The 7,981-nt window shown below is 48.3% G+C and carries 3 protein-coding genes; 2 read left to right on the forward strand and 1 reads right to left on the reverse strand.

Annotated elements, in window-relative coordinates; genetic code table 11:
- The coding region (locus OEM52_11885; protein MDK9700837.1) for a T9SS type A sorting domain-containing protein at positions 1-3,112 on the forward strand (3,112 nt) is incomplete at its 5' end.
- A 15-nt stretch (positions 3,113-3,127) separates the two neighbouring features.
- Entirely contained in the window at positions 3,128-5,146 is a 2,019-nt protein-coding gene (locus OEM52_11890) for a cohesin domain-containing protein (protein ID MDK9700838.1), read from the forward strand.
- A 333-nt stretch (positions 5,147-5,479) separates the two neighbouring features.
- On the opposite strand, the gene OEM52_11895 is transcribed toward OEM52_11890, so the two are convergent.
- A partial coding sequence (locus OEM52_11895; GenBank protein MDK9700839.1) for a T9SS type A sorting domain-containing protein occupies positions 5,480-7,981 on the reverse strand: 2,502 nt, incomplete at its 5' end.

Here is a 7,981-nt window from a genome sequence, read left to right on the forward strand (position 1 = left end):
CAACACCTCGGTCGATGCTTCGTGTACAATGGTCTATAATACAGTGAAATTCAGCACCCGAGGAATCGAAAGCGAAAACGCTGGTCCAACAATCAATAACTGTACGATTACCGATAACCGTTACGGTGTAACAATCACCGGTAACAGCACAACCCATCTTTGGAATAGCGCGGTTAACAACTCACAGTACACACCGATTTGGATGTCGATGGCATCGGATCCCGATTTTATCAACTTATCCTTTAATGGCAATGGTTACACCGGATTAGGAATTTACGAGGGAAGTCTGTCGGGAGTCGGTCGCCTCAAACGGAGAAATGTCGCAGGGATCACGGCAATCTCCTATATCAATACAAGTGCAGTAACTATCGAGACAAACGGAAACCTTGTCATTGATCCAGGTGTTACCGTAAAATTTACCGATGTATGGTCGCCTTGGACGATTAACGGAAAACTAAAATCGTTAGGAAAAGCTCCTGCGGATAGTCAAGTGGTATTTACGAGTATCCACGACGACTCCCGCGGCGGCGATAATAATAATAATGGCAATGAGTCCACACCAGATCCCATGAATTGGTCGTTCATCCAGTTTACCGACGCCTCAAATGATACGGCTTGTGTTATGCGCAACACGCAATTTCGTTATGGTGGGTATTGGTGGAGCTCATGGGATACCGACGGCCCTGCAGCCGTCTGGCTCGTGAATGCATCACCGACCATCGATAGTTGCTTGTTCATGTTCCAACCGCATGCAATCAGTATCCAAGGGAACTCGGCTCCAACGATTACTTGGACGACAATTCAGAACAATTCAGCGACACCGATTACGATGGATTTGCAAGCGAATCCATCCATCTCAAACATGTCTTGGTTCAATATTGGACTCGCTGGTTTGGGATTGCGGACACAAAACATCACTTCCAATTTCACTTGGCCGCAACGTAACATAGCGGGTTACACGAATGTGACATGGGTACTTGAGGGCAACTTTACTGTTGCATCGGGTGCAACACTCATCGTACCGGCGGGAACGGTTGTGAAATCGTGGCAATACGGTATGTTTGTTAATGGCGCGATGCAGGTAAATGGCACCACAGGTAGTCGAGCAGTATTCACTTCAACTCATGACGACGCCTACGGCAATCCAACCGATACCGATCAGAATGGAAGCGCTACCGTACCAATTGGTAGTGACTGGGCAGGAATTGATTTCAATGATATCTCAGTCGATGCTAACTGCTGGGTGAATTACGCGCGGGTGAATTATGCTACCGCAGGGGTTGCTTGGAACAATGCCGCGTCATCGACTAATAACTCCATCTTCGTTGGTAATGTCCATGGCGTTCAATGCAATGGTGCTTCACAGCCAACAATTAGCAACTTCACGATCCAAAACAGTGAGCAGTCTCCCATCTCGATGTCATTGGCATCGAATCCCACATTCACTGGTGGAACCCTCTCGAACAACACATTTCACGCCATTCAGCTGCAACAAGAGACTACAGCGGCTGACTACACATTGTTGAAACGAAACATCGCCGGTGATGTCAATATTCCCTACCTGCTAAATGATGCACAGCTTACGGTGGGTACGAATTCGATTCTTACAATTAATCCCGGGGTCGTGGTAAAACTTCGCAACTCCACAATAGTTGTACAAAAAGGGTTGATGGCGTTGGGAGGTTCGCTTCCTGATAGTCAAATCGTGTTTACCAGCTATCGCGATGATTTTTATGGCGGCGATACGAATAATGATGGTGATGTTAGCTCCGCGTCGGCTGGCGATTGGGGCTGGATTCAATTCGACGATACGTCAATCGATCCCCAATGTCGAATGGATTTTTGTGTCATCCGTTACGGTCATGTCTGGAATCAGGACAACTACGGTTTAGTCCGAACGGTAAACGCATCGCCGACGATTCGTTACACAATGTTCTCTGATGCTTATAATGCAATGGCAACCGTGGGTGCATCGAATCCGGTGTTATCCAATTGTGGTTTCTACAATATCTCGAATTACGGTTTGCAGAACTCCGGCAGTTTCAACATCAATGCGCAAAATTGTTGGTGGGGCAGCAACACCGGTCCGTACAATGCTGCAAGCAATCCGGCAGGATTAGGTTGCGACGTCACCAGTAATGTGAATTACAGCCCGTTTCTTTCTTCCTGGTACAATTACACGTTACTCGGCGATGTGTCGCTTAATTCGGTGATTACCGCTTATGATGCATCGATGATTCTGCGCTATCTGGTGAATCCTGTCACCTTCCCATTAAACACGCATCAGCAACGAGTTGCGAATACTTCCGGCGACGCATCGATTACATCACTCGATGCATCATACATTCTTCAATACACCGCAGGACTGTTAGCAACGTTCCCCGGTGAAACAACCAGTCTACCCGGTGGTGATAATCCATCGACACCCACTCCAACCAATCCAGTGGTAGCATCGCTCTCCGAACAATCGTTCCGGTTTGGTAATGTTCAATTCGCACAGGATGAGACAACCAGCCGAATTCCGGTGTTTGCGAATTCTCCTGTGGAGGTTTTTGCCGGACAGATGGTTTTATCTCTTCCGTCAGGAATGAAGCTCGATAGCTTTACTCCCGCCGATGGTTGGTTATCTATCATGAATCCGATTGCTTCTGGGTACTTCCTTGGTTTCGCGGGCAGCGCATCTGCCAATCAGCACGAACCAATCGGTTGGTTAATCGTCTCCCGCAATGCCGGACAGATGGTACAGGGAACTATTGCACTTGAGCACGGTATCCTCAACGAAACTCCCGCAGTATTGGATGCGGGTGGCAGTATCGCTTCCGAAGCGTTACCGCAATCGTTCGCGTTGTTATCGAATTATCCGAATCCGTTCAATCCATCAACTACGATCCCCTTTGCCTTACCGACTACCAGTAATGTTCGGATCGCGGTGTATGATGCTACCGGGCGAATGGTCGTCGAATTGGCCAACCGTGAGTATCGTGCCGGGCACCATTCGATCAGTTGGGATGGCAAAAATATTGCAGGATTATCGGTTTCGACCGGTACATACTTCGTACGTCTGGAAGCAGGCGCGTTTCGGCAGGTTCGTTCCATGCAGTTCGTACGCTAACCGGAGGAGGTTGCCATGCAGCAAAGATATCCTTCGGCGCGTTCTGGACCGCCGTTGTTACTTCTGGGTTTGATGTTACTGATGCTGGCGGGCTCGGTGTTCGCAGTATCAGTGACAATTCCGGATCGAACCATGATTCGCGGCAATACTATCGATATACCGATTCAAGTTGGATCGGTTACCGGATTGAATGTCTATGCCTTCGATCTACAATTCACTTACACCGCATCTGCTGTTACGCCGGTAACATTGGTAACTACCGGTTCTATGAGCGCAGGATGGGGTAGTAATGTCATTATGGAAGGCGCCAACGGTGTGGTGCGAATTTCCGGCGCTGGCTCTACCGCATTAACGGGAAGTGGGAATCTCCTGTTCGTGCGATTTGAAGCAACGCTGACCGGTTCAGGAGGCTGCTCCTTCAATTGGCTTACTAGTGGTTGCCGCTTCAATGAAGGAACTCCTACCCTGCAATTGACCGGTGGTTATCTCAACATCGATGAACCGATTCAGTTATCCTTCTTCCCCAGTAGTGGAGAAGTGTATGTGGGTGATTCGATGCAAGTGTCGATTGCCGGGGGTACATCACCGTATACTGCAAACTCTTCCGATTTAGTGGTCGGGAGTTACTTTTTGCAGGATCCGACGTGGGGATACTTCACTGGTTACACCCCGGGAACAACTACACTGTTCGCACAGGATGGCGCAGCCAATACGGGCGAATCGAATCAATATATCGTACGTCCGTTAAAATTGGAGATTCCTGATACCACGATCTCATCGGGAGAACAATTAGTACTACCGGTGTACTTACGGATGCCAGTCGATGTTACACCGAATGCACCGACGCTTTCAATTGCATTAGTGCCGGTGCCGGGCGGTGGGTATAACCCGCGATTACGCTGGCCGCAATTGCCGGGTGTTGCCTATCGGCTGATTTCCTACGATTCCATTGGCTACTTTACGAAGACAACTCCGGGCATTTCGGAAATCTCCTATCCGTATCTGATGGATTTTCAACCGACTGATCCGACATTGTTTGAGTGGACCGATCAACAATTGGTGCTGCCCAATATTCCCAAGCGGTACTATCGGGTGTATGGCAGACGGGAAGCGGCTTCACAAGTTTATTCGGGACAATTCCGGATTTCATGGAACCCCAATGCACTCTCGCTCAATAGTGTCGACCGCACCGGTACCTTGTTAGCGGGATGGTCGTTTCAATCGGAGTTGCACACGTCTTATGTCGATGTCTCATTCGGGAATAGCACCCCGTTACCGGGCGGCGGCATTTTGTTCTATCTCCGCTTTAATACCGCGATAGGTTACAATGTTTCCGCGATTGATGTATCGCAGCAGTTGTTTAACGAATCGTTGTTCGCGGTGATAAATAACGGGAGTGTTACCCGGCTCGATCCACCCATTCTCACAATCACACCCGGTGGACCACAACAAGTGATTGTTGGAAATCCCTTGCAATTTGAAGTCTCCGGTGGCACCTCACCTTATACTTGGAGTCTGTCGAATCCGGCAGTCGGTTCGGTGTCGAACAGTGGTCTGTTTACACCAACGCAAAGTGGGACTACTCATGTATTGAGTAGCGATGCATTGGGAATTCCGGGCAGCTCTGATCTCATCTCCGTGTATGAGTTTACGGTTACGCCGCCTACCATTTCTGTGACGGCAGGCGATTCACTCACGATTGGTCTCGCAACCGGAAGTACGACAACGAATGCGGGGATTTATGGTGTAGAAATCACGGTCGATGCCGGTACTGCTTTTACTTGGAACTATCCGGTACAGAGTGGAACATTGACGAATGATTGGAGTATGGCGTATGAAGCGAATGGCGGGGTGATCCGCACGTCGCAATCCAGTGCTAATGCGATGTCGGGAACCGGAGATTTGATTCGATTACGCGGGAGAGTCACACCGGGGTTGGCGAACGGATGGTATCCGATTACCATCACCCGTATACTATTGAATGAAGGGGAACGGCAAGCCTTAGTGCAAACCGGGTATCTCATCATTCCTTAAGGCAATCTCATTAAGTATCGTAGGGGCGGCTGGCAGCCGCCCCTGTCTTTGCGTGGCCGCGACATTCTTGTCGCAGTTTCGGTGTTCGGAGGTGAGTTATTGGTTATGGGTATTGGGTTTTAGGTGATGGGTGTTGGATGCTGGGTAGGGGCGGACTTCCACGTCCGCCCGTATCTATTTGGTGATTACGGGTTCCAAACCCGTTCGTAGGGGCGGCTGGCAACCGCCCTTTGTGTTCACCCAACAAAAAGCGCGGTTGACAACCGCGCCGATCCCTTCCCCTTACACCATTCCCCTTACACCTTACACCCTTCACCCTACACCCTACACCTTTCACCTTAAGAGCAACATCTTCTGTGTCTTTACAAATTCCCCCGCTTGCATTCGCACGAAATACGTTCCCGAGGAAAGATACTTCCCATCGAAGGTCACTCGATAACTTCCGGTTTGCTGTTTCTGGTTAACGAGGGTAGCGACTTCCCTTCCGGTGATGTCGAATAGTCTCAGATTGACATGTCCCGGTTTTGGTAATAAGTAGGAAATGGAGGTGGAGGAATTGAAGGGGTTAGGATAGTTTTGGGAAATAGCATAGGATAATGGAAGAACTTCCCGATCTGGAGTAATGTCGCTGGTGTCGGCGACTAAACTCAACCTTGTGATAAAGCAATCATAGACCGTGCCATTAAAAGTGGGATCAAAGGCGTTCGGTGTGATGGGAAAATCAGAACTTGATGTGTAGCCGGTTACGAGTACATCATTCAATCCACATTTGACTATGCTATTTCCCCGATCAAATCCCGCTCCCCCAAGAAAAGTGCTGTATATCAAATATGAACTAGTACTATCAATCACCGAGACAAAACAGTCGCCGTAAGCGCCACCATTATAAGAAATATCGAATGCTCCAACTGTAGTAGGAAAGTTAGAACTGCTAGTTTGACCGGTAATGACAACGCTATTGCTTTGGTCGAATGCAATATCAAATCCTGCATCTCTACTATTCCCACCGAAGTAAGTACTGTAAAGCAATTGAGTACCAGTATTACTAATCCGCGAAACAAAGCAATCATAATCTCCATTGAACGTTCTATCAAAAGCAAACGGAGTGACCGGAAAGTTTGAGCTATTAGTACTTCCAATAACGACAACTCCACCTCTACCTTCAGCAATGAGAGATCCTCCGCCATCTGAACCGGTACCACCGAGATAAGTGCTAAAGATCAACAAGGAACTTACAGGATTCATGCAAGTAATAAAACAGTCATATGAACCACCGTTAAAAGTAGTATCATATGATTCTTCAGTTGTTGGGAAATTCGTACTTGCCGTGGATCCAGTAACTATGATGTTCCCTGTACTATCATCAACAAATCCACCACTACCACCATCTCGATCAAATCCTCCAAGATAAGTGCTGTAGATTAAATCAGAACCTGTGCTATTTAAATGAGTCACAAAACAATCAAAATTTCCATTGTATGAGCGGTCAAATGCGTTAGCAGTCGTTGGATAATCAGTACTATCGGTGCTTCCAACAACCACAGCGCCTCCATATCCATCGTGAACAATGTCATTTCCCCCATCATAGTTCTGGCCACCCAAATAAGTACTAAAGATCAAAGCGGAACCGATGCTGTTTAGTCGAGTGACAAAGCAATCGAAGTAACCTCCAAAGAATCGTTGAAATGCGCTCGTCGAGGTTGGATAGTTCGAGCTCATTGTAACGCCTGTCAAAATCACTCCACCACTATTATCTGTCACAATGGCGTAGCCATTATCATCTGAGGAACCGCCGATATATGTGCTGTAAATCAGTTGAGAACCGATACTATCGAGATGGGTAACAAAGCAATCAGATCCGCCCCAGTTCGTGCGTTGACCAACACCAGGTGTAGTCGGAAAATCAGTGCTCCTTGCCCAACCGGTGAGAAAAACTCCGCCACTTCCATCACCTACCATCGCTTCAACCGCATCGTCTCCCGTTCCCCCAAAAAACGTACTGTAGATGAGTGGATCGATGCGCAAGGAGTGATCGGGGTTGTAGCCGTTGGGTAGTGCGATCCCGAACGTGTTTTGGTCGGTGAGTTGGAACGTCGCATCGATTTCATTGCGTGTGCCATTTGCTGACACTTGGTACACACTCGGCAGTGCCGTTCGCAATTCCCCCAATGATGTTTGTAACCGAAGTTCGGGAACAGGGAACGGGGAACAGGGGACAGGGGTTCGGGATTCGGGGCTCGGGGTTCGACCATAATCGGTAAGACAGACACTCTTGTCTGTCGAATTCGTGAAAGATTTTCCTACAGTGGTTCGCGACTCGGGAACCATGTCGCGAACATTATTCCCATTGCCTATTGCCTGTTCCCTATTACCCAAATGAGATTGCTTCGGCGCAGGGCGCTCTCGCAATGACAATCCAGTTTCCGGAGACCCGAACCCCGAAATCCGATCCCCCTCTAACCCCTCGATGGACATCTGAATTTGATTAGGGTCGAAACCGGGATGGACGATGAAATCGAATTCAAGCTTCCCATCGTTCTCATACCATTCGATATCAATGCCATCCCACACATCCCGATACACCACTGTAGAAAAGTTGCGGCAATTTGGAGCCCACTTCGAAGAATCATTCCCCAAGAAGTAATTGTTCTTCCATGGCAGCTCTCCGTGTGCTTCGACACTTTGTGCTGACGCACGGTGTAAGGTGGAAAAAGATTGGTGCAAGGTGTAAGGTGTAGGGTGTTGAGTAGAAAAAGATTGGTCAAGGTTTTCAGAATCATTTTTTGTTGACCTTTCACCATTCACCTTTAACCCTTCACCCTTGACCTTTGACCC

The organism is bacterium, assembly GCA_030247525.1.
In the GTDB taxonomy this organism is placed as follows: domain Bacteria; phylum Electryoneota; class JAOADG01; order JAOADG01; family JAOADG01; genus JAOTSC01.